The sequence below is a fragment of the Blastococcus litoris genome (assembly GCF_003075095.1).
Lineage (GTDB): Bacteria > Actinomycetota > Actinomycetes > Mycobacteriales > Geodermatophilaceae > Blastococcus_B > Blastococcus_B litoris.
Map to the genome: position 1 here is coordinate 67,829 of NZ_QCZF01000011.1, position 20,437 is coordinate 88,265.

The following is a 20,437-nucleotide window of genomic DNA, read 5'->3' on the forward strand; positions in this document are numbered from 1 at the left end:
GAGCACTCCGTCGGCCGGGGTGGTGGGTCACCCCACCGCCCCGGCCGACGCTCTTCCCACGACGGCGCAGTTCTGCGAGGAGGACGACGTGCTGGACCCGTCGGCACTGCCCGGGCTGAGCCGGCCCGAGCGCGTCCGGACCGTCGACGCGTGGCTCGGTGACCTGCTCGCCGACGCGGTCGGGGGCACGCCCCCGCCGAGGCAGCGCCGGGGCGGCCCGCCCCCGCTGACCGGCACCGACGGCGTGGCCCTCGTCGCCGTCGGCAGTCTCGGCCGGCGCGAGCTGCCACCGCACGGCGACCTCGACCTGGTCCTCGTCCACGACGGCCGGCCGGAGATCGCCGCCGTCGCCGACGCCCTGTGGTACCCGGTCTGGGACGCCGGCCTGCGCCTGGACCACTCGGTGCGCTCGGTGCCCGAGGCCGTGTCGGTCGCCTCCACCGACGTCAAGGCGGGGCTGGGGCTGCTCGACGCCCGGCTGGTCGCCGGCGACGCCGAACTCGCCGCCCGGCTGCGCACCGCCACCCTGGCCAGCTGGCGCCAGGCGGCGTCCAGGCTGCTGCCGCAGCTGCGCGACCTGCGGCGCGACCGGGCCCGCCAGCTCGGTGAGCTCGCCTTCCTCCTCGAGCCCGACCTCAAGGAGGCCTACGGCGGTCTGCGGGAGGGGCAGGTGCTGCGCGCCGTCGCCGCGGCGCAGCTCGGGGACGAGCCGGGGGAGGAGCTGGAGCAGGCGTACGGCTTCCTCCTCGACGTCCGTGACGAGCTGCGCCGTCGCACCGGGCGGCCGAGCGACGTCCTCGTGCGCCAGGAGCAGCGGCCGGTGGCGGCCGCTCTCGGTCTGGCCGACGAGGACGCGCTGCTGCGCGAGGTGAGCCTGGCCGGTCGTCGGCTGGCGTTCGTCGTGGACGAGACCTGGCGGCGCGTCGAGGCCGCGCTGGTCCGCCGCCCCCGGGGGCGCTACCGCCGCGTGCGCCGGGAACCGCTCGCCGAGGGCGTCGTCCGCCAGGGCGACGAGGTGGTCCTCGCGCAGGGCGCCAGGCCCGCCGCCGACCCCGGCCTCCTGCTGCGCGCCGCCGCGGCGGCCGCACGGGCCGACCTCCTGCTGTCGCCCTACACGCTCAAGGTGCTGGCCGTGCACACGCCGCCGGTGCCCGAGCCCTGGCCGGCCGAGGTCCGCTGGTCCTTCCTCCGCCTGCTGGCCAGCGGGCGGTCCGCCGTCCCGGTGCTGGAGCAGCTCGACCAGGAGGGACTCCTCACCCGGCTGATCCCCGAGTGGGACCGGGTCCGCTCCTTGCCGCAGCGCCACCCGTGGCACCGGTTCACCGTGGACCGGCACCTGATCGAGGCCGCGGCGGCCGCGTCCGAGCTCACCCGGGACGTCGACCGTCCCGACCTGCTGCTCGTCGCCGCACTGCTCCACGACATCGGCAAGGGGTGGCCCGGCGACCACAGCGAGGTCGGGGAACCCATCGCCGCGGGGATCGCCGCCCGGATGGGCTTCGGCGAGGCGGACGCCGGCACCGTGGCCACCCTGGTCCGGCACCACCTGCTGCTGCCGGCCACGGCGACCCGCCGCGACATCGACGACCCCGCCACCATCGACCGGGTCGCCGCGACGATCGGCTCCGATCCCGCCGTCCTCCAGCTCCTGCACGCGCTGGCCCAGGCCGACGGCGCGGCGACCAGTGCCTCGGCGTGGTCGCCGTGGAAGGCGCACCTCGTCGCTGCCCTGGTCGCGCGCGTCCAGGCCAAGCTCGGGGGCGCCCCCGCGGCCCCGCAGCCGGTGCTGACCCCGACGGAGCCGCAGGTCACCGCCCCCGCCCTCGACGGAGCGGTGGGCGCGGTGACGGTGGGGATCGAGGACGTCGCCGACGGCCAGCAGGTGACCATCGGCGCTCCCGACCGTCCCGGGCTGCTCAGCACGTGCGCGGGCGTGCTCGCGCTCAACCAGCTCGACGTCCGCGCCGCGAAGATGACCGTCGAGGACGGCTACGGGACGGGCGTGTTCGCCGTCCGCCCGCGGTTCGGCCGCGCGCCGGTGCCGGAGATCCTGGCCGACGCCGTGCGGGCCGCCCTGGAGGGGACGCTGCCGCTGGCCGACCGGCTGCGGCAGCGGGAGGCCGACTACCGCCAGGACGGGGGCCGGACCGCGCCGCCTCGCATCTCCTGGCACAACGGCGAGGCGAGCGGGGCCGCGACCGGCATCGTGGAGGTGCGGGCGGCCGACCGCGCGGGCCTGCTGTACCGGCTGACCGCAGCCATCACGGGGGAGGGGCTGGACGTGACGTCGGCGCTCATCGAGACCCTCGGCGCGGACGCGGTCGACTGCTTCTACGTCTGCAACCCGTCGGGTTCCCCGGTCGAGCCGGAGCAGCGCCGAAGGGTGGACGACGCCCTCGAGGCGGCGACGCTCGGTGCCGCGGCGGACCCCGTCGGCACAGCCGACACGCCGGGTCGCCTGCGCTGAACCGTCGGTAGGGCGTGCGAACGTCGGGGAACCGGGACGGAACGGTCCCGCGCCCGAGTGCCGTAGCCGAGAGGAGCCCCGTGGACACCCGACTCTGGCCCTGCACCCCGTGCGGGGAGATCACCGTGTTCGTCCAGCCGCCCTGCGCCGACGGTCACACCGACGACGGCGGCGAGTGCCCCGAGTGGGCCTGCGCCGACTGCGGCGCGGCCGTGGTCATGGGCGAGCCGGCCGTGGCGGCCGACGTCGTGCGCGCCCGCATCGCCGCGTAGCACCACTCGATACCCTGGGGTCAGGTGGTGCGGGTCTCCCGCGCCCGTGACTTCTCCTGAGGACGTGCTGTGTTCGAGACCCTCTCCGACCGCCTGGACAAGGTCTTCACCGGCCTGCGTGGCAAGGGCCGGCTCACCGACGCCGACATCGACGCCACCGCGCGCGAGATCCGCATCGCGCTGCTGGAGGCCGACGTCGCGCTGCCCGCCGTCCGGGCGTTCATCGACGCGGTCAAGGAGCGGGCGCGCGGCGCCGACGTCTCGCAGGCGCTGAACCCTGCGCAGCAGTTCATCAAGATCGTCAACGAGGAGCTCATCGGCATCCTCGGTGGTGAGACCCGGCGCATCCGGCTGGCCAAGCAGTCGCCGACGGTGATCATGCTCGCCGGTCTGCAGGGTGCCGGTAAGACGACCCTCGCCGGGAAGCTGGGCCGCTGGCTCAAGGAGCAGGGGCACACCCCGCTGCTGGTCGCCGCCGACCTCCAGCGCCCCAACGCGGTCAACCAGCTGTCGATCGTGGCCGGGCAGGCGGGCGTCGACGTCTACGCGCCCGAGCCGGGCAACGGCGTCGGCGACCCGATCCGCGTGGCTGCGGACTCCATCGAGCACGCCCGCCGGACCATGCACGACGTCGTGGTGGTCGACACCGCCGGCCGCCTCGGCATCGACGAGGAGCTGATGCGGCAGGCCGCCGGTATCCGCGACGTCGTCCAGCCCGACGAGACGCTGTTCGTCGTCGACGCCATGATCGGTCAGGACGCCGTCACCACGGCCGAGGCCTTCCGCGACGGCGTGGGCTTCACCGGCGTCGTCCTCACCAAGCTCGACGGCGACGCCCGCGGTGGTGCCGCCCTGTCGGTGCGGTACGTGACCGGGCAGCCGATCATGTTCGCCTCCACCGGCGAGAAGCTCACCGACTTCGACGTCTTCCACCCCGAGCGGATGGCCTCGCGCATCCTCGGGATGGGCGACGTGCTCACCCTCATCGAGCAGGCCGAGAAGACCTTCGACGCCGAGCAGGCCGAGCGCATGGCCGGCAAGCTCGCCTCCCGCGAGGGCTTCACGCTCGAGGACTTCCTCGAGCAGATGATGGCCATCCGCAAGATGGGCCCCATCGCCAACCTGCTCGGCATGCTGCCCGGAGCGGGCGCGATGAAGGAGCAGATCAAGAACATCGACGACCGCGACCTCGACCGGACGGCGGCGATCATCCGCTCGATGACGCCGGAGGAGCGGGTCAACTCCAAGATCATCAATGCGTCGCGCCGGGTGCGGATCGCCAACGGCTCCGGTGTCAGCGTCACCGACGTGAACCAGCTGCTGGAGCGGTTCGCCCAGGCCCAGAAGATGATGGGCCAGATGGCCGGCAGCATGGGCCTGCCGGGCATGGGCCCGATGTCGAAGAAGCAGCGCGGGCGCCAGATGCAGGCGCAGTCGAAGAAGGGCAAGAAGGGCAAGGGCGGCAAGGCCCGGGGCGGTCCCGCCCGCCGGCCCGCGGGTGCCCCCGGACTCCCGCCCGGTGCCGGCTTCCCGGGCGGCGGCCTGCCCGGCGGGATGCCGCAGCTCCCGCCCGGTATGGGGCAGGGTCTGCCGGACCTCACCAAGCTGAACTTCGACCAGTTCAAGGACGGCCGGCCCGGGCAGTGACCTCCTCCTTCCACCTGGCCGGCGTGGTCCTCCCCGAGGGGGAGCACCGCGACGTCTGGGTGCGCGAGGGGCGGTTCACCTTCGAGCGGGTGCCCGGCGCCGAGACGATCAGCCCCGGGGGCTGGCTGCTGCCGGGTCTGGTGGACGCGCACTGCCACGTCGGGATCGGCATGGGCGGTGCGCACGTGACCGACCTCGACGGCCTCCGCGAGCAGGCGCTCGCCGAGCGCGCGGCCGGGGTGCTGGCGCTGCGCGACTGCGGCTCGCCGGTCGACACCCGCGCCCTGGACGACGAGCCCGACCTGCCGCGGATCATCCGCGCCGGCCGGCACATCGCCCGCACGCGCCGCTACATCCCCGAGCTGGGGGTCGAGCTCGAGCCCGAGGACCTGCCGGCTGAGGTGCGCGTGCAGGCCGGCCGCGGCGACGGCTGGGTGAAGCTGGTCGGCGACTGGATCGACCGCGGCGTCGGCGACCTGGCCCCGGAGTGGCCCCGCGACGTGCTGGAGGCCGCGATCGCGGCGGCCCACGAGGCGGGCGCCCGGGTCACGGCGCACACCTTCGGCACCGACGCGCTGCCCGACCTCGTCGGCGCCGGCATCGACTGCATCGAGCACGGGACCGGGCTCACCGAGGACCTGATCGGCGAGATGGCCGCGCGGGGGACCGCCGTCGTCCCGACCCTGGTCAACGTCGAGAACTTCCCCGGGTTCGCGGCGGCGGGGGAGAAGAAGTTCCCTGCCTACGCCAGCACGATGCGGCGGCTGTACGCGAACTCGGGCGCCGTCGTCCGGGCGGCGTTCGAGGCGGGTGTGCCGGTGTTCGCCGGCACCGACGCAGGTGGCGGCATCGAGCACGGCCGCATCGCCGACGAGGTCCGGGCGCTGAACGAGGCGGGCCTGCCCCTGGAGGCGGCCCTGGCCGCGGCGTCGTGGTCCGCGCGGTCGTGGCTGGGCCTGCCGTGCATCGAGGAGGGGGCGCCGGCCGACCTGGTGGTGTTCGACGCCGACCCGCGGGCCGACCTCGACGCGCTCGCCCGCCCCGGCCTCACCCTGCTGCGGGGGCGCGTCGTCGGCTGATCACTGGTTGGCTGGGGTCATGGTCGCGCCGATACCGGAGCCGGATCCGTTGATCGACCCGGACGAGCCGGTGCCCGACGACCCGGGTGAGCTCATGCCCGACACCCCGGACACGCTGCCGCCCCCGCCGATCGAGCCGACGCCCGACGATCCCGGTGGCGACCCGGGCGGGGTGCCCGAGCCGGCCTGAGCCGGTCCGCGGCAGCTAGGCGGGCGGCCCGAGCACCATCGTGACGGAAGTCCCGGCGTCCGAGGCGTCGACCACGAGCCGGCCGCCGGAGCCCTCGGCGGTCCGCCGGGCGATGTCGAGGCCGAGTCCGGTGGAACCGGCGTCGCTGCGCCCGCGCTCGACGGCGTCGGTGCGCATCCCGGGCCCCGTGTCCGCGATGACGACGCGCGCCCCGCCGTCGGCATCCGGGCGGACCGCCACCGACAGCGCGGTGCCGTCGGGGGTGTGGGCGAAGACGTTGCCGAGCAGGGCGTCCACCGCGGCGGCCAGGTCGGCCGCCGGGACACGGACCGCCGCCGGGGCGACGGGGAGGTCGACGTCGAGCGGGCGCCCTTCCTCCTCGGCGAGCACGGACCAGAACCGCACCCGCTCGCCGACGACGGCGGTGGCGTCGCAGCCGGCCCCCAGCCCCTCGCGGACGCTGCGCCGCGCCTCGGAGATGACCTCGTCGATGCCGCGGCTGACGGCGTCCACGTCGTCGAGCAGCCGCTCGCGCTCCGCCGCGGGCAAGGCCTCCACGTCGAGCCGGAGCGCGGTCAGCGGCGTCCGCAGCCGGTGGGCCAGGTCGGCCGCCCCTTCGCGCTCGGCGTCCAGCAGCTCGCCGATCCGCTCCGCGAGCCGGTTGACCGCCACCGCCACGGAGCGCACCTCACCGGGGCCGGACGGGACGGCGCGGGCGGAGAGGTCGCCGGCACCGAGCCGGTCCGCGGTCTCCGCGAGGTCGGTGACCGGGCGGGTCATCGTCCGGGCCAGCCGGTCCGCGACGACGAGCGCGAGGCCCAGCAGGACCAGGCCCAACGCCGCCAGAACCAGCCAGGTGCCCGACACCCCGGCGCGCAGCATCCCGGCGGGCACGAACACCTCGACCAGGGTGGCGCCGTCGGGCCGGGTCACCGGCTGGAGCAGCAGGACGCCGTCGTCGGACTCGATCTCCGAGGCGCCGGAGGACGCCGGCACGTCCCGTCGCGCAGGATCACCGAGCCACGTCCCGTCCGTCCACCGCACGGCGGCCCGGAGACCGTCCGCCGTGCCGATGAGGTTGGCCGCCACCTGCTCGCGGGAGTCGAGGCCGACGGACGGCGTCAGGAACTGCACCTGCGCCTGGCCGGCGTCCAGCGCCCGGGCCTCCGCGACCCGGGCGACGAGCGAGGCGGCCGGCAGGAGGAAGGCGAGCAGGACGATCGACGTGGTCGCCGCCACCAGCAGCGTGATCTGCCGTCTCACGGCTCGGGCTCGGCCAGGCGGACGCCCACGCCACGCACGGTGTGCAGCAGCCGGGGCGCCGTCGCGGACTCGCCCAGCTTGCGGCGCAGCCACGAGAGGTGGACGTCGACGGTCTTGTCCGAGCCCCCGTAGGGCAGCTGCCAGACCTCGGTGAGCAACTCGCGCTTGGAGACCACCGTGCCGACGCGGGCGGCGAGGTGGGCGAGCAGGTCGAACTCCTTGGGGGACAGCTCGACCGTCGCCCCGGCGAGGGTCACCCGCCGGGTGCGGGGGTCGATCGTCAGGTCCGCCACGGTCACCGGTGAGGAGGCGGCGTCAGCGCCGGCCGAGGCCCGCCGCAGCACCGCCCGGATGCGGGCCTCGAGCTGGCCGGCCGCGAACGGCTTCACGACGTAGTCGTCGGCGCCCGCGTCGAGAGCCTGCACGACGCTCTCGTCGTCGTCCCGGGCGGTGGCGACGATGACCGGCACGGCGGAGACGGCCCGGAGCATCCGGAGCAGCTCGCGGCCGTCCAGGTCGGGCAGGCCCAGGTCGAGGACGACGAGATCGGGGCGCTCGTCGACGGCCTGGCGCAGACCGGCCAGGGCGGTCGCCGCCGAGCTCACGGCGTGCCCGCGATCACGGAGCGCGCGGATCAGCGCCGAACGGATCCGTTCGTCGTCCTCGACCACGAGCAGCTGGGCCACGGCGCGACGCTAACGCCGCCGCAGCCCGGTTCCGAGCGCGGCGACCCGATCGGGCGGCATCCAGGCACCGCCTTGACCTGGCCTTGGGGCGGCCTTAACCCTGCTCGCAGGAGGGTCTGCCGCATGAAGCGAACCATCGTGCTCGGAGCCGCGTGGACCGCGTCCGCGGCGGCAGCTGTCGGCCTGGGTTTCCTGGCCGTGTCCCTGGTCGACGCCTCGGCGTCCCCGGGAACCATCCCCGCGGCGGCGACGACCTCGCCCACGGTGTCCACCGCCGGTCCGTCGGCCGGGGACGTCCCGTTCTCCGCCCCGGCCGCCACCGGCCAGTTCGACACCGCCGGAGGCACGGTGTTCGCCGACTGCACGACGGGCGTGCCGGTCCTGGCCGGCGTGCCTGCCGCCGGCTGGCTCGTCGACGACTCGAACGACCCGGGTGAGCTGGAGTTCGATGCCGGCGACCAGCGGGTGGAGGTGCACGTGACCTGCGTCGGCGGCGCCCCGGTGTTCGCCCTCGACGACTCCTCGCACTCCGGGTCGCACCCGTCGTCGCCGTCCTCGACGTCCGGCCGCGACGACTCGGGCCACCACGGCTCGGGTGACGACTCCTCCGGCCGGGACGACTCCTCCGGCCGGGACGGCGGCGGGCACGGCTCCGACGACGGCCCCGGCGACGACTCCTCGGGCCGTGGTGGCGGCGGGCACGGCTCCGACGACTGAGACGGGCTCCCGGGCCCGGCGGGAGAAACGGCTCGCCGGGCCTGGGAGACTTCTCCCGTGCTGTTGCGGATGTCGACCCTGTTCCTGCGGACCCTGCGCGACGACCCGGCCGACGCCGAGGTCCCCAGCCACCGCCTGCTGGCCCGCGGTGGGTACATCCGCCGGGCCGCCCCCGGTGGGTTCACCTGGCTGCCGCTGGGCTTCCGCGTCTTCCGCAACGTCGAGCGGATCGTCCGCGAGGAGATGGACGCGATGGGCGCGCAGGAGGTGCACTTCCCCGCGCTGCTGCCGCGCGAGCCCTACGAGGCGACCAACCGCTGGACCGAGTACGGCCCCAACCTCTTCCGGCTCCAGGACCGGCGCGGGAACGACTTCCTGCTCGGCCCCACGCACGAGGAGATGTTCACGCTCCTGGTCAAGGACCTCTACGGCTCCTACAAGGACCTGCCGGTCTCGCTGTACCAGATCCAGACCAAGTACCGGGACGAGGCGCGGCCCCGCGCCGGCCTGTTCCGCGGCCGCGAGTTCACGATGAAGGACAGCTACTCCTTCGACGTCGACGACGCCGGCCTGGACCGCTCCTACGCCGCGCACCGCGCCGCCTACATCAAGATCTTCGACCGGCTCGGGCTCGACTACGTGATCGTGTCGGCGATGTCGGGGGCGATGGGCGGCTCGAAGAGCGAGGAGTTCCTGCACCCGACGTCGATCGGCGAGGACACCTTCGTCCGCTCGCCCGGTGGCTACGCGGCGAACGTCGAGGCCGTGTCCACCGTCGTCCCCGAGCCGGTCCCGTTCGACGGGTTGCCCGAGGCGCACGTCGAGGACACGCCCGACACCCCCACCATCGAGACGCTGGTCGCCGTCGCGCAGGAGATGTTCCCCGACGCGGGCTACACCGCGGCCGCCACGCTGAAGAACGTCGTCGTCACGCTGGTGCACCCCGACGGCTCGCGGGAGCCCCTGGTCATCGGCCTGCCCGGGGACCGCGAGGTCGACGCCAAGCGGCTGGAGGCGCAGGTCGCCCCGGCCGAGGTGGAGGCGTTCACCGACTTCGCCGGCAACCCGGCGCTGGTGAAGGGCTACATCGGCCCCCAGGTGCTCGGTGCCGAGAGCGAGTCGAAGATCCGCTACCTGGTCGACCCCCGCGTCGTGCCCGGCACCCGCTGGATCACCGGGGCCAACGAGCCCGGCAAGCACGTCTTCGACCTCGTTGCCGGCCGCGACTTCACCTGGGACGGCGTCATCGAGGCCGCCGAGGTGCTGGCCGGGGACCCCGCTCCCGACGGCTCCGGCCCCCTCGAGCTGGCCCGCGGCGTGGAGATGGGCCACATCTTCCAGCTGGGTCGCAAGTACGCCGAGGCGCTCGACCTCAAGGTCCTCGACGAGAACGGCAAGCTGGTCACGGTCACCATGGGGTCGTACGGCATCGGCGTCTCGCGCGCCGTGGCGGCGATCGCCGAGTCGACGCACGACGAGCTGGGCCTGGTCTGGCCCCGCTCCGTGGCTCCCGCGGACGTGCACCTCGTCGCCACGGGCAAGGACGCCGCCGTGTTCGAGGCCGCGGAGGCGCTGGCCGCCGAGCTGGTCGGCGCCGGCCTCACCGTCCTGTTCGACGACCGGCCCAAGGTCTCGCCCGGCGTGAAGTTCAAGGACGCCGAGCTGCTCGGGATGCCGACGATCGTCACGGTGGGGCGCGGCCTCGCCGAGGGGGTCATCGAGATCCGCGACCGGAGGTCCGGGGAGCGCGAGGAGGTGCCGGTCGCCGAGGCCGGCGCCCGCGTGCTGGCCGCCGTCCGCGGCTGACCGGTCCGGCCTCCCCGGAGACGGGCAGGTCGCGTGGTCCACTGCCGCCGTGCCGAACGACATCGATTCCCAGCTGCAGTCGACCGCCCAGCTGGTCGAGGTGAACCTCGGCTACGGCGACCAGGTGCACCGGCCCCGCCGGCTCGACCACCTGGCCGGCTTCCGGTCGCGGTCGGCCGCGCTCGCCGCCGCCGGTGAGCTCCAGGCGCTGGGCTACGAGATCGACGGCGTGCAGCGCCGCTGGTTCACCGTCTGGCTGGCGTTCGGCAAGGAGACGCCGGTCGACCACGGGACCGCCGAGGCGTTCACCCGCGAGGTCGTGGGCGTCGTCGACCGCTCCGGCGGCACCTACGACGGCTGGAGCGGGTTCCTCGTCACCGAGGACGCCTGACCGGCAGCACGTCAGGACCGCTCGACCACCAGCTCGACCTCGTAGCCATCGGCGTCCTCGAAGTAGCCCGCCATGTGGTCCGGCCCGCCCGCGAAGGGGTGCCGGTCGGCGAACATCAGCGCCCAGCCGTGGGCCGGCCCCTCCTCCACGATGACGTGGAGGTCGTCGGGGGAGCCGACCCGGAACGCGAGGTGGTTCAGCCCGGGGGAGCGGCGCTCGTGCCCGTCCCCGACGAGGGCGGGCGACTGCTCGACGACGACGTAGGTCCCCTCGGCGCCCCAGCGCCAGGAGCGGCCGTGCGCCCACGACTGGTACGGCTCGGCGCCGAGGCGGGTGAGCAGCCACCCCCACGAGCGCTCGGCGCGGGCGAGATCGGGCACCCACAGCTCGATGTGGTGCAGCGGACTCATCCTGGCCACGGTGCTCCTCCTGCGATCTGGCATCATGGTCGGTCGAACACGGCGGTGGCGGCCCTCTCACCGCTCCCGGTCGTGTCCATCGCTCCGCCCCCGGCGTAACCCCACACGTCGCCCGGGCGAGCAACCACACAGCGTTCGAGGAGTACACCACCCACCGTGGCCACCAAGATCAAGCTCATGCGCCTGGGCAAGATGCGCGCGCCGTACTACCGCATCGTCGTCGCCGACGCCCGGACCAAGCGTGACGGCCGCTCGATCGAGACGATCGGCAAGTACCACCCGAAGGAGGACCCCTCCTTCATCGAGGTCGACTCCGAGCGGGCGCAGTACTGGCTCGGCGTCGGCGCCCAGCCGACCGAGGCCGTCGCCGCCATCCTCCGGGTGACCGGCGACTGGCAGAAGTTCAAGGGCGAGCCGGCCCCCGCGCCGATGAAGGTCGCCGAGCCCAAGCCGGACAAGAAGGCCCTCTACGAGGCCGCCGTCCGCGCCGGCATGGACGAGCCGACCACCGAGGCGACCACCGCCAAGAAGAAGGCCGCCCCGAAGAAGGCCGCCGCCACCGAGGAGCCGGCCGAGGCCGTCGCCGAGGCTGCCGGTGCCGCGGGCGAGGGCGCCGCTGCCGGCGGCCCGTCCGAGACGCCTGCCGAGTAAGACGTGCTCGAAGACGCGCTCGAGCACCTGGTCAAGGGCATCGTCGACCACCCCGAAGAGGTGACCGTCGACCTGCTCACCAACCGCCGTGGCAAGACCCTCGAGATCCGGGTGCACCCCGACGACCTCGGCAAGGTCATCGGCCGCGGCGGGCGCACCGCCAAGGCGCTGCGCCAGGTGATGACCGGCGTCGGCGGGCGAGGCCTGCGGGTCGACGTCGTCGACACCGACGGGCGCTGAGCACACCTCCCTTGCCGGAGACCCCGCACGACACCGACACCGTGGTGGTCGGCCGCATCGGCCGGCCCCACGGTGTCCGTGGTCTGGCGACCGTCGAGGTGCGCACCGACGACCCCGACCACCGCTTCGCCCCGGGCGCGGTGCTGCTCACCGACCCCGCGCGCCGCGGTCCGCTGACGGTGGTCGACAAGCGCTGGCACAGCGGCACGCTGCTGCTGCAGGTCGCCGCGCCCTCCGGCGAGGTCTACGGCACCCGCGAGGACGTCGACGCGCTGCGCAACACCCTCCTGCTCGTCCCGGTCGCGGACCTGCCGGAGATCGAGGAGCCGGACTCCTACTACGACCACCAGCTGGTCGGCCTGACCGCGACGCTCCCCGACGGCTCCGTCGTCGGCGAGGTCACCGCCGTGCGCCACGAGGCCCAGGACCTGCTGGTCCTCCGCCGGCCCGAGGGCGGCGAGGCCCTGATCCCGTTCGTCTCGGCGATCGTGCCCACCGTGGACCTCGCGGGCGGCGTCGTCGTCGTGGACCCGCCCGAGGGGCTCCTGGAGCTGTGACGTTCCGGGTCGACGTCGTCACGATCTTCCCCGAGTACCTGGCCCCGCTGGGCCAGTCCCTGCTCGGCAAGGCCGCCGAGCGCGGCCTGGTGACCGTCGGCGTGCACGACCTGCGGCAGTGGACCGACGACGTGCACCGCACCGTGGACGACGCCCCGTACGGCGGCGGCCCCGGCATGGTCATGAAGCCCGAGCCCTGGGCGCTCGCGCTCGAGGCCGTCCGCCCGCCCGGCACCCGCCTGGTCGTCCCCACGCCGGCCGGCCGTCCCTTCACCCAGACCATGGCCGCCGAGTGGGCGACCGAGCCCGGGCTGGTCTTCGCCTGCGGCCGCTACGAGGGCATCGACCAGCGGGTCGCCGACTGGGCCGCCGAGGCCGGGCCGGTCTCCGAGGTCTCCATCGGCGACTACGTGCTGGCCGGTGGCGAGTCCGCCGTCCTCGTGATGGTCGAGGCCGTCACCCGCCTGATCCCGGGCGTGGTCGGCAACCGGGAGTCGGTCGAGTTCGACTCGCACGCCGACGGCCTGCTCGAGGGGCCGTCCTACACCCGCCCGGCGGACTGGCGCGGCCACGAGGTGCCGCCGGTGCTGCTGAGCGGCGACCACGCGGCGATCGCCCGCTGGCGGCGTGCGCAGTCGCTGCGCCGCACCGCGGCCCGCCGTCCCGACCTGCTGGCCGCGCTGCCGGAGGACGCCCTCGGCGACGCCGACCGGGCGGCCCTGGAGTCGTGACCCGGCCGTGGGTCCGGCCGACGGCGCGCGTCGTCGTCCTGGACCCGTCCGGCCGCGTGCTGCTGCTCGGCGCCCGGCTCACCGACCCGGCCGTGCCGCCCGGCGACGTCCTGTTCTGGTACACGCCCGGCGGAGGAGTGGAGGACGGCGAGGGCCTCCGGCAGGCCGCCGTCCGCGAGCTGGCCGAGGAGATCGGGCTGGACGTCGCACCGGGTGCGCTCGAAGGGCCGGTGTGGCTGCGCCGGCACGTCGGTCCCTTCGCCGGGGCCGAGATCGACTCGCGGGAGACGTTCTTCGTGCTGCGGGACGTCGTCCACGAGGTGGCGCCCCGCGGCCTGACGGAACTGGAGCTGCTCGGTGACGAGCCGCACCGCTGGTGGACCGTCCACGAGATCGCGGCGAGCGGCGAGAGCTTCGCCCCGAGCGACCTCGCCGACGCGCTGCGGACGGTGCTCGAGGGACCCTGGACAGGGCCGCCGCGCATCGTCGCGTGAAGATGTGGCACAGTAGAGAGCTGCTGCAGGCCGTCGGCGAGCGCTGACGGTGGCTCCTCACGGGAGCGCAGCCACCCCGGAACGGACGGCCGGCGCACGCTGCTGTCCGACCGCATCGAGCCGCTAGAACTGAGGACTGCCGAGATGAACACCCTGGACGCACTCGACGCCGATTCGTTGCGCGCCGACATCCCCGACTTCCGCCCCGGGGACACCGTGAAGGTGCACGTGCGGGTCGTCGAGGGCAACCGCTCGCGCATCCAGGTCTTCCAGGGCGTCATCATCCGCCGCCAGGGCGGTGGCATCCGCGAGACCTTCACCGTGCGCAAGGTGAGCTTCGGCGTGGGCGTCGAGCGCACCTTCCCGGTGCACACCCCGGTCGTCGAGAAGATCGAGGTCGTCACCCGCGGTGACGTGCGTCGCGCCAAGCTGTACTACCTCCGCGAGCTGCGCGGCAAGGCCGCCAAGATCAAGGAGAAGCGCGAGACCGTCGCTCGCTGAGCGTCGATGCGCTGACACGCCTGACGGCCGGTCATGACCGGCTGTGGTCGCGGCGGGTCTCCTGGGCCGTAGGCTGCTCCCGATGAGCAGCGACCGGCCCGGGGGGCCCGCCGACGTCGTTCCGGGCGATGACGGTGAGGACGTCCCCACCGCCACCAGGTCCGGCGGCGGCTTCCTGCGACGGGGCCGCCGCGACAAGACCGCGAAGAAGGGCTCGCTGCTGCGCGAGCTGCCGGTCCTGCTGCTGATCGCCTTCGTGCTCGCCGTCGTCGTCAAGACGTTCTTCGTGCAGGCGTTCTTCATCCCCTCGGGGTCGATGGAGCAGACCCTGCACGGCTGCACCGGGTGCACCGGTGACCGCGTGCTGGTCAACAAGATCCCGTACTGGTTCGGCGAACCCGAGCCCGGCGACATCGTCGTCTTCAAGGGCCCCGACACCTGGACGCCCGAGGTGGACGTCGCCGAGCCGACCAACTGGTTCTCCGGCGCCATGCTGTGGCTGGGGCGCACGGTCGGCGTCGCGCCGCCCAGCGAGGACGACTTCGTCAAGCGGGTGATCGCCACCGAGGGCCAGACGGTCCAGTGCTGCGACGCCGAGGGCCGGATCACGGTCGACGGCGAACCCCTCGACGAGCCCTACATCTTCGAGAACACCCCCGTCCAGGACCGCGCGTTCGGCCCGGTGACCGTGCCCGAAGGCCGGCTCTGGGTGATGGGCGACCACCGCTCGGCCTCGGCCGACTCGCGGTCGCACGTCAGCGACCGTTACGGCGGCACGATCGGGGTCGACGACGTCATCGGCAAGGCCTCGGTCATCGTCTGGCCGATCAGCCGCTTCGGCCTGCTCGACGACCCGGACATCCAGGAGCAGCAGGCAGCCGCCGCGGACCCCTCGGGCGTGACGGAGTCCCGGGTGACGTCGTCGGCGGTGGCCCCGTGGGCGATCGGGCTGACCGGCGCCCTGCCGATCACGGCCTGGCTGCGGCAGCGGCGTTCCTCCGCCGACTGATCCCGTCCCACCCCGACCGTGCCGCTGACCAGCACGGTCGCCCTCGCACGCCGCCGTCCGGGCTATTCCGCTGTTACGCGTGGGACGACGGAGCCGCGCATTCGAGCATTCGAAAAATTGTCGAGAAAGTATTCAAGTAACCGTTTCACCCTTCCGATGGAGACATTGCAAGTTCCCGGAGTCGAAACGGAGTCAGTTGTGTCTGCACCTATGGCGAGCAATGCCCGCGGGGTCACCCGCGTGCTCCTCCTCGCCGACGCGCCCGTCCTGCGTCGCGGTCTGGTCAGCATGATCAACGAGACGGCCGGCATGCAGTCGGTGGGTACGCCCGGCGAACTGCGTCGCGCCCTCACGCTGGTCGAGTCGGCCCGCCCGGACGCCGTCGTCGTCGAGCTCGGCTCCGGCCGCGCCGCGACCCTCAACGCCTGCCGCGACCTGCGGCGCCGCTTCCCCCGCGTGGCGATCGTCGCCCTCGCCACCTCCGAGGACCCCTCGGTCGTGAACGAGGCGCTCGCCGCCGGTGTCCGCGGCTACCTCATGATCAACACCTCGCCGACCCTGCTCGGCTGGGCGATCCTGGCCGCTCGCGCCGGCCGGACCGTGGTCGACCCGCAGATCCGCCGGGTCGAGCCGTCGGCCGTGCCCGCCGCCAAGCCCTTCACGCCGGAGGTGCCGCTCACCCGGCGCGAGTCCGACGTGCTGGACGAGCTGCTGCTGGGCCAGTCCAACCGGCAGATCGGCCGCAACCTGTTCATCAGCGAGGACACCGTCAAGTCCCACGTCAAGGCCATCCTGCGCAAGCTGGGTGCCCGCGACCGGGCCCACGCGGTCTCCCTCGTGCTGTCCAACCGCCAGCCCGGCTGCACCTGCGGCGCCCACGGCCACGCGGCTGCCGCGGCGTCGGACGCCGAGCTCGCCGAGATCTGATCTCGGGCACTTCTCCGGCTGGACGGGCCGGCCCCCTCGGGGGTCGGCCCGTTCTGCCGTTCCGGGCCGGTGTCGGTCGCGTCGTCGTCGCCGGGCCGTCGTAGTGTCGGACGGCGATGGCGCTGCGAACCACCCACCCGAGGTCGAGCCCGGCCGTGCGGTCGAGGCGGACGATCGCCGACGAGGACCGACCCGACTCGCTCTGGGACATGGAGCGCTCCCTGCGCCGGCGTGGCTTCGAGGTCGTCGCCGGTGCGGACGAGGCCGGTCGGGGCGCCTGCGCGGGTCCGCTGGTGGCCGCCGCGTGCGTCCTGCCGTCGGGACGCCGCGGCCGCGTGCCCGGGCTGGCGGACTCGAAGCTGCTCACCGCGGCCGCGCGCGAGCGGGTGTACGACGAGGTCGTCGCCCGGGCCCTGACCTGGTCGGTGGTCGTCATCCCGGTCGGGGAGCTGGACGAGCGGGGCATGCACGTCACCAACATCGAGGCGCTGCGCCGCGCGGTCAGCACGCTGGACCCCTCGCCGGACTACGTGCTCACCGACGGTTTCCCGGTGCCGGGGCTGACCCGTCCGGGCCTCGCCGTGTGGAAGGGGGACCGGGTCGCAGCGTGCGTCGCGGCGGCGTCGGTCCTGGCCAAGGTCACCCGCGACCGGATGATGCTCGAGCTGCACGAGAAGTGGCCGGAGTACGACTTCGCGGGCCACAAGGGCTACATCACCGACGTGCACAGCGCCGCCCTGGAGCGGCACGGGCCGTGTCCCGAGCACCGCATGCGCTTCGTGAACGTGCGCTCGGCACGCGACGCGTACGCCGCGCGGAGCCTCCAGGTAACCGCCGAGGTCGCCATGGTCGATGATGGCGTCATGAGCCCAGTGCCCGGAGACGTTCGATGAGCACAGAGGACCTCGAGAAGTACGAGACCGAGATGGAGCTGCAGCTCTATCGCGAGTACCGGGACATCGTCCGGCAGTTCACCTACGTGGTGGAGACCGAGCGCCGCTTCTACCTGGCCAACTCCGTCGACCTCCAGGTTCGCGAGGCCGGGGGGGAGGTCTACTTCGAGCTGAAGCTCTCCGACGCCTGGGTCTGGGACATGTACCGGCCGGCGCGCTTCGTCCGGAACGTGCGGGTGCTGACGTTCAAGGACGTGAACGTCGAGGAGCTCGACAAGCCCGACCTCGAGCTGCCCGACAACCCGCGGATGCCGTAGCCGCGTCCACAGGACCGAGGGCTCTCCACAGATCTCCCCGGGAACCCCCCGGACCGGCGTCCCCGGGTGACCGTTCTCCGGTGCCCACACGCAACGAGCTCGGATCCCACGGCGAGTCCCTCGCCGCCGCCTACCTGACGTCCGCCGGCCTGCGGGTGCTGGACCGCAACTGGCGCTGCCGCGAGGGCGAGCTCGACATCGTCGCGCGGGACGGCGACGCGCTCGTCTTCTGCGAGGTGAAGACCCGTCGCGGGCTGGGCTTCGGCGATCCGGTCGAGGCCGTGACGCCGGTGAAGCAGCGCCGGCTGCGCACCCTGGCGCAGCGCTGGCTGGCCGCGCACGACGAGCACGCGCCGGAGCTGCGGTTCGACGTGGTCGGCGTCCTGGTCCGCCCCTCCCGGCCGGCACTGGTCACGCACCTGCGGGCGGCGTTCCTGTGACGCTCGCCCGCACGTGGTCGGTGGGCCTGGCCGGCGTGCACGGCGCGATGGTCGAGGTCGAGGTGGACATGGCCAACGGGGTGCCGCACGTGGCCCTCGTCGGTCTCCCGGACGCGGTGGTGCGGCAGTCGGTGGACCGGGTGCGCGCCGCCGTCGCCAACGCCGGGGCGAGCTTCCCGCAGCGGCGGATCACGATCGGCCTGTCGCCCGCGTCCATGCCGAAGCAGGGGAGCGGCTTCGACCTGGCGCTGGCCGCGGCGGTCCTCGCGGCCTCGGGAACGGTCCCCACGGAATCGGTCGACCGGCTGGTGCTGCTGGGCGAGCTCGGGCTCGACGGGTCGGTCCGGGCCATCCGCGGTGTGCTCCCCGCCGTCCTGGCCGCGGCCCGTGCCGGTCACCCGCAGGTGGTCGTGCCGAAGGCGAACGCCGACGAGGCCGCGCTGGTGGAGGGGGTCGAGGTGCTCGCCGCCGCGTCGCTGACCCAGGTCCTCGCCCACCTGGCCGGACGGACGCGGCTGGCCGCCCACGCACGGGGGCCGGTGCCGGACCCGCCGCTCCCACCCGACCTGGGGGACGTCGTGGGCCAGGCGACGGGGCGCCGCGCCGTCGAGGTCGCCGCGGCCGGTGGTCACCACCTGTTCCTTGCCGGACCGCCGGGCGCGGGGAAGACGATGCTCGCGGAGCGGCTGCCGGGGCTGCTGCCGCCGCTGGACGAGCAGGCGGCACTCGAGGTCACGGCGATCCACTCGGTCGCGGGCACGTTGCCCGCCGGGGCGCCGCTGGTCACCCGGCCGACGTTCGAGGCGCCCCACCACTCCGCGTCGATGGCCTCGCTGATCGGTGGTGGTTCCGGGCAGATCCGCCCGGGGGCGGTGTGCCGGGCGCACCGCGGCGTCCTGTTCCTCGACGAGGCGCCGGAGTTCCCCCGGGCGGTGCTCGACACCCTGCGCCAGCCCCTGGAGCGCGGGCAGATCACCATCCACCGGGCAGCCGGGTCCGCGACCTTCCCCTGCCGCGCCCAGCTCGTTCTGGCCGCCAACCCGTGCCCGTGCGCCAGCGCGGCGGGCGACACGGCGTGCACCTGCAGCCCGCTGGAGCGCCGCCGCTACGGTTCCCGGCTCTCCGGGCCGCTGCTGGACCGCATCGACCTGCGGGTCGATCTCCCGCCGGTCACCCGGGCGGCGTGGCTGGACGCGGTGGCGGAGCCGGAGACGACGGCGCAGGTGGCCCGCCGGGTGGCAGTCGCGAGGGAGGCCGCGGCGGAGCGGCTGGCCGGGGCGGGGATCGCGGTGAACAGCCAGATCCCGGGCCGGCTGCTGCGGGAGCGCTGGACCGTGCCGCGCCCCTCCCTGCGGCTGGCCGAGCGGGCCCTGGAACGAGGGGCGCTGTCGGTGCGCGGCTTCGACCGGGTGCTCCGCGTCGCATGGACGCTGGCCGACCTCGCCGGCCGCACGATCCCCGGACCTGACGAGGTCGCCGAGGCCCTCGGCATGCGCCTGCAGCGGGCAGCGGCGTGAACCTCGACGAGGATCTCGAGGAGGCGGCTCCGGATCCTGGAGGACCACCCCTGCGCAGGGCCCGGGCCTGGCTCAGCCGGGCGGTCGAGCCCGGGACCATCGACTTCTGGCGGTACGTCGAGGACGTCGGGCCGGTCGAGGCGGTCCGGCGCCTGCGCTCGGGCCGGGCGCCGGAGCGCATCCGCGCCCTGGTGGGCGCTCGCGCCGACGAGGACGCAACTCTCGCCGACTTCGCACGCGCCGAGCGGTGCGGCGCACGGCTGGTCATCCCCGAGGACGACGAATGGCCGGCGCTACCGCTGCACGCGCTGACCGTCGCGGTCAGCGAGGAGCCGGAGAAGCCGGAGCACCAGTCCGACCGCACGAAGGCGCTGGTGCCGCCGCTGGGGCTCTGGGTGCGCGGGACCCATCGGCTCGACGAGCTGGTCGACCGCTCGGTGGCCGTCGTCGGTGCCCGGGCGGCCACCGCGTACGGCGAGCACGTCGCCGCCGAGCTGGGCCACCAGCTGGGCGAACGGGGGTGGACCGTCGTGTCCGGCGGCGCCCTCGGGATCGACGGAGCGGCCCACCGGGGTGCGCTCGCCGCCGAGGCGCCGACGCTCGCCGTTCTCTCCTGCGGCGTCGACCGGCCCTACCCTGCCGCCCACGGTGCGCTGTTCCACCGCATCGTCGACAACGGGCTGCTGGTGAGCGAGTGGGCGCCGGGCTGCGCGCCCCTCCGGCACCGCTTCCTGGTCCGCAATCGGCTGATCGCCGCCCTGACGCGGGGGACCGTCGTGGTGGAGGCCGCCGCCCGTTCCGGTGCGCAGGCGACGGCGCGCCGGGCGCAGGAGCTGGGGCGGCAGGTCATGGTGGTGCCCGGACCGGTGACCAGCGCGATGTCGGTCGGCTGCCACGAACTCCTGCGCGACGCGGAGCTGCAGGCGGTGCTGGTGACCTCGGCCGCCCACGTGATCGAGGCGGTGGGACGCCTCGGTGACGACCTGGCGCCGCAGGTGCAGGGCCCTTCCTCGCCGCGGGACGGGCTCTCGGACGTCGCCGTACGGGTGCTGGACGCGTGCCCCGTGCGCACGGGCGTGAGCCCCGAGCGGCTGGCGGCCGTCGCCGGCTGCGACGTCGTCGCCGTGCTGCGGGTGCTGCCCGCGCTCGAGCTCGCCGACCTCGTGGAGTGGACGGGCACCGGGTGGCGGATGGCCCCGCGACCGGCGCCGGGGTGACAGGCT

24 protein-coding genes are annotated in these 20,437 nt (G+C 74.4%); 21 read left to right on the forward strand and 3 right to left on the reverse strand.

Annotation, left to right across the window (positions count from 1 at the left end; genetic code table 11):
- Window positions 1–22 precede the first annotated feature (22 nt).
- The 5 genes from DCS98_RS19875 to DCS98_RS23155 all read left to right on the forward strand — a co-directional run bounded on the left by DCS98_RS19875 (window position 23) and on the right by DCS98_RS23155 (window position 5,655).
- Window positions 23–2,467, forward strand: a complete 2,445-nt coding sequence (locus DCS98_RS19875) for a [protein-PII] uridylyltransferase (RefSeq protein ID WP_241038472.1) — start codon at window positions 23–25, stop codon at window positions 2,465–2,467.
- Between the two features lie 80 nt (window positions 2,468–2,547).
- Complete coding sequence (locus DCS98_RS19880) at window positions 2,548–2,739, forward strand: hypothetical protein (protein ID WP_116453129.1); 192 nt, start codon at window positions 2,548–2,550, stop codon at window positions 2,737–2,739.
- Window positions 2,740–2,808: 69 nt separating this feature from the next.
- Window positions 2,809–4,386, forward strand: coding sequence for a signal recognition particle protein (ffh, locus tag DCS98_RS19885; protein WP_116453130.1), 1,578 nt, complete (start codon window positions 2,809–2,811; stop codon window positions 4,384–4,386).
- Window positions 4,383–5,465 (forward strand): amidohydrolase family protein, encoded by a 1,083-nt coding sequence (locus DCS98_RS19890; protein WP_116453131.1) that lies wholly within the window; start codon window positions 4,383–4,385, stop codon window positions 5,463–5,465. The genes ffh and DCS98_RS19890 overlap by 4 nt, the downstream gene beginning before the upstream one ends.
- A gap of 19 nt (window positions 5,466–5,484) precedes the next feature.
- On the forward strand, window positions 5,485–5,655 hold the full coding sequence (locus DCS98_RS23155) for a hypothetical protein (RefSeq protein ID WP_164704672.1): 171 nt from the start codon (window positions 5,485–5,487) through the stop codon (window positions 5,653–5,655).
- A gap of 15 nt (window positions 5,656–5,670) precedes the next feature.
- Here DCS98_RS23155 and DCS98_RS19895 read toward each other — a convergent pair whose 3' ends face one another.
- Together DCS98_RS19895 and DCS98_RS19900 are read right to left on the reverse strand one after the other, a co-directional pair.
- Window positions 5,671–6,918 carry a sensor histidine kinase gene (locus DCS98_RS19895; RefSeq protein ID WP_116453132.1) on the reverse strand — a complete coding sequence of 416 codons (1,248 nt, stop codon included), beginning with the start codon at window positions 6,916–6,918 and terminating at the stop codon, window positions 5,671–5,673.
- Window positions 6,915–7,604: a response regulator transcription factor gene (locus tag DCS98_RS19900; RefSeq protein WP_116453133.1), complete on the reverse strand. Its 690-nt coding sequence runs from the start codon at window positions 7,602–7,604 to the stop codon at window positions 6,915–6,917. The genes DCS98_RS19895 and DCS98_RS19900 overlap by 4 nt, the downstream gene beginning before the upstream one ends.
- A gap of 123 nt (window positions 7,605–7,727) precedes the next feature.
- Here DCS98_RS19900 and DCS98_RS19905 point away from each other — a divergent pair, with 123 nt between their 5' ends.
- From DCS98_RS19905 to DCS98_RS19915, 3 genes are read left to right on the forward strand one after another with little or no spacing between them, the layout of a single operon-like run.
- On the forward strand, window positions 7,728–8,321 hold the full coding sequence (locus DCS98_RS19905) for a hypothetical protein (protein ID WP_116453134.1): 594 nt from the start codon (window positions 7,728–7,730) through the stop codon (window positions 8,319–8,321).
- Window positions 8,322–8,378: 57 nt separating this feature from the next.
- Window positions 8,379–10,127, forward strand: a complete 1,749-nt coding sequence (locus tag DCS98_RS19910; RefSeq protein ID WP_116453135.1) for a proline--tRNA ligase — start codon at window positions 8,379–8,381, stop codon at window positions 10,125–10,127.
- A gap of 49 nt (window positions 10,128–10,176) precedes the next feature.
- On the forward strand, window positions 10,177–10,518 hold the full coding sequence (locus tag DCS98_RS19915) for a ribonuclease E inhibitor RraB (protein ID WP_116453136.1): 342 nt from the start codon (window positions 10,177–10,179) through the stop codon (window positions 10,516–10,518).
- An 11-nt stretch (window positions 10,519–10,529) separates the two neighbouring features.
- On the opposite strand, the gene DCS98_RS19920 is transcribed toward DCS98_RS19915, so the two are convergent.
- Window positions 10,530–10,928 (reverse strand): VOC family protein, encoded by a 399-nt coding sequence (locus DCS98_RS19920; protein ID WP_116453137.1) that lies wholly within the window; start codon window positions 10,926–10,928, stop codon window positions 10,530–10,532.
- A gap of 165 nt (window positions 10,929–11,093) precedes the next feature.
- Here DCS98_RS19920 and rpsP point away from each other — a divergent pair, with 165 nt between their 5' ends.
- The 13 genes from rpsP to dprA all read left to right on the forward strand — a co-directional run bounded on the left by rpsP (window position 11,094) and on the right by dprA (window position 20,431).
- Window positions 11,094–11,588 (forward strand): 30S ribosomal protein S16, encoded by a 495-nt coding sequence (rpsP, locus tag DCS98_RS19925; protein WP_116453138.1) that lies wholly within the window; start codon window positions 11,094–11,096, stop codon window positions 11,586–11,588.
- Window positions 11,589–11,591: 3 nt separating this feature from the next.
- Window positions 11,592–11,828 (forward strand): RNA-binding protein, encoded by a 237-nt coding sequence (locus DCS98_RS19930; RefSeq protein WP_116453139.1) that lies wholly within the window; start codon window positions 11,592–11,594, stop codon window positions 11,826–11,828.
- Window positions 11,829–11,839: 11 nt separating this feature from the next.
- Complete coding sequence (gene rimM, locus DCS98_RS19935) at window positions 11,840–12,385, forward strand: ribosome maturation factor RimM (RefSeq protein ID WP_116453140.1); 546 nt, start codon at window positions 11,840–11,842, stop codon at window positions 12,383–12,385.
- On the forward strand, window positions 12,382–13,116 hold the full coding sequence (gene trmD / locus DCS98_RS19940; protein WP_116453141.1) for a tRNA (guanosine(37)-N1)-methyltransferase TrmD: 735 nt from the start codon (window positions 12,382–12,384) through the stop codon (window positions 13,114–13,116). The genes rimM and trmD overlap by 4 nt, the downstream gene beginning before the upstream one ends.
- Window positions 13,113–13,610, forward strand: coding sequence for an NUDIX hydrolase (locus DCS98_RS19945; protein WP_116453142.1), 498 nt, complete (start codon window positions 13,113–13,115; stop codon window positions 13,608–13,610). The genes trmD and DCS98_RS19945 overlap by 4 nt, the downstream gene beginning before the upstream one ends.
- 144 nt (window positions 13,611–13,754) lie before the next feature.
- Window positions 13,755–14,111 (forward strand): 50S ribosomal protein L19, encoded by a 357-nt coding sequence (rplS, locus tag DCS98_RS19950; RefSeq protein WP_116453143.1) that lies wholly within the window; start codon window positions 13,755–13,757, stop codon window positions 14,109–14,111.
- A gap of 82 nt (window positions 14,112–14,193) precedes the next feature.
- Entirely contained in the window at window positions 14,194–15,120 is a 927-nt protein-coding gene (lepB, locus tag DCS98_RS19955) for a signal peptidase I (protein ID WP_116453232.1), read from the forward strand.
- A 210-nt stretch (window positions 15,121–15,330) separates the two neighbouring features.
- Window positions 15,331–16,047, forward strand: a complete 717-nt coding sequence (locus DCS98_RS19960) for a LuxR C-terminal-related transcriptional regulator (protein WP_116453144.1) — start codon at window positions 15,331–15,333, stop codon at window positions 16,045–16,047.
- A gap of 116 nt (window positions 16,048–16,163) precedes the next feature.
- Window positions 16,164–16,940, forward strand: coding sequence for a ribonuclease HII (locus DCS98_RS19965; protein WP_116453145.1), 777 nt, complete (start codon window positions 16,164–16,166; stop codon window positions 16,938–16,940).
- Window positions 16,937–17,257: a DUF2469 domain-containing protein gene (locus DCS98_RS19970; RefSeq protein ID WP_116453146.1), complete on the forward strand. Its 321-nt coding sequence runs from the start codon at window positions 16,937–16,939 to the stop codon at window positions 17,255–17,257. The genes DCS98_RS19965 and DCS98_RS19970 overlap by 4 nt, the downstream gene beginning before the upstream one ends.
- Window positions 17,258–17,337: 80 nt before the next feature.
- Window positions 17,338–17,697: a YraN family protein gene (locus DCS98_RS19975; RefSeq protein ID WP_116453147.1), complete on the forward strand. Its 360-nt coding sequence runs from the start codon at window positions 17,338–17,340 to the stop codon at window positions 17,695–17,697.
- Complete coding sequence (locus DCS98_RS19980; protein WP_116453148.1) at window positions 17,694–19,214, forward strand: YifB family Mg chelatase-like AAA ATPase; 1,521 nt, start codon at window positions 17,694–17,696, stop codon at window positions 19,212–19,214. The genes DCS98_RS19975 and DCS98_RS19980 overlap by 4 nt, the downstream gene beginning before the upstream one ends.
- A complete protein-coding gene (gene dprA, locus DCS98_RS19985; RefSeq protein WP_116453149.1) occupies window positions 19,211–20,431 on the forward strand; it encodes a DNA-processing protein DprA in 1,221 nt (406 codons plus the stop codon). The genes DCS98_RS19980 and dprA overlap by 4 nt, the downstream gene beginning before the upstream one ends.
- The last annotated feature ends 6 nt before the right edge of the window (window positions 20,432–20,437 follow it).

Coding starts and splice junctions, on each gene's coding strand:
- DCS98_RS19905 (WP_116453134.1), top strand. CDS start 7,728: ATGAAGCGAACCATCGTGCTCGGAGCCGCGTGGACCGCGTCCGCGGCG.
- DCS98_RS19965 (WP_116453145.1), top strand. CDS start 16,164: ATGGCGCTGCGAACCACCCACCCGAGGTCGAGCCCGGCCGTGCGGTCG.
- lepB (WP_116453232.1), top strand. CDS start 14,194: ATGAGCAGCGACCGGCCCGGGGGGCCCGCCGACGTCGTTCCGGGCGAT.
- DCS98_RS19920 (WP_116453137.1), bottom strand. CDS start 10,928: ATGAGTCCGCTGCACCACATCGAGCTGTGGGTGCCCGATCTCGCCCGC.
- rplS (WP_116453143.1), top strand. CDS start 13,755: ATGAACACCCTGGACGCACTCGACGCCGATTCGTTGCGCGCCGACATC.
- DCS98_RS23155 (WP_164704672.1), top strand. CDS start 5,485: ATGGTCGCGCCGATACCGGAGCCGGATCCGTTGATCGACCCGGACGAG.
- DCS98_RS19960 (WP_116453144.1), top strand. CDS start 15,331: ATGGCGAGCAATGCCCGCGGGGTCACCCGCGTGCTCCTCCTCGCCGAC.
- DCS98_RS19970 (WP_116453146.1), top strand. CDS start 16,937: ATGAGCACAGAGGACCTCGAGAAGTACGAGACCGAGATGGAGCTGCAG.